The sequence below is a fragment of the Italian clover phyllody phytoplasma str. MA1 genome (genome assembly GCF_000300695.1).
GTDB lineage: Bacteria > Bacillota_I > Bacilli_A > Acholeplasmatales > Acholeplasmataceae > Phytoplasma.
In genome coordinates this window covers 1-269 of the sequence record NZ_AKIM01000099.1, presented here as the reverse complement: position 1 = coordinate 269, position 269 = coordinate 1, and the positions used below count along the sequence as shown (strand labels likewise).

Here is a 269-nt window from a genome sequence, read left to right as displayed (position 1 = left end):
CTATTAGGGCAAATTTGGGTAAGGATGCCCCCATACCCAATATCAGAACCATCAGTTTCAATAATTTTTTGCCACGTAGGATTGGCTAAAACTAAGCAAGGTAAAGTTTTAACTTTGGTTTTAATTTTCTTGACTGTCTCCGTATGATGAGCAGTCCACGGCTTTGGTTCTTTTGGTTGTGATATTGGTAAATATAATTTTCTATGGCTTTGACCTTGTTAACAAAATGATGGGGATTTTGGAGACTTTGTTTCCACATAGTGATTAAT

The 269-nt window shown here is 36.1% G+C and carries 1 protein-coding gene; it reads right to left on the bottom strand.

The genetic code is table 11. The features are described from left to right. On the bottom strand, window positions 1-125 hold a 125-nt coding region (locus tag RI01_RS04075), incomplete at its 3' end, for a hypothetical protein (RefSeq protein ID WP_425311119.1). Between the last annotated feature and the right edge of the window lie 144 nt (window positions 126-269).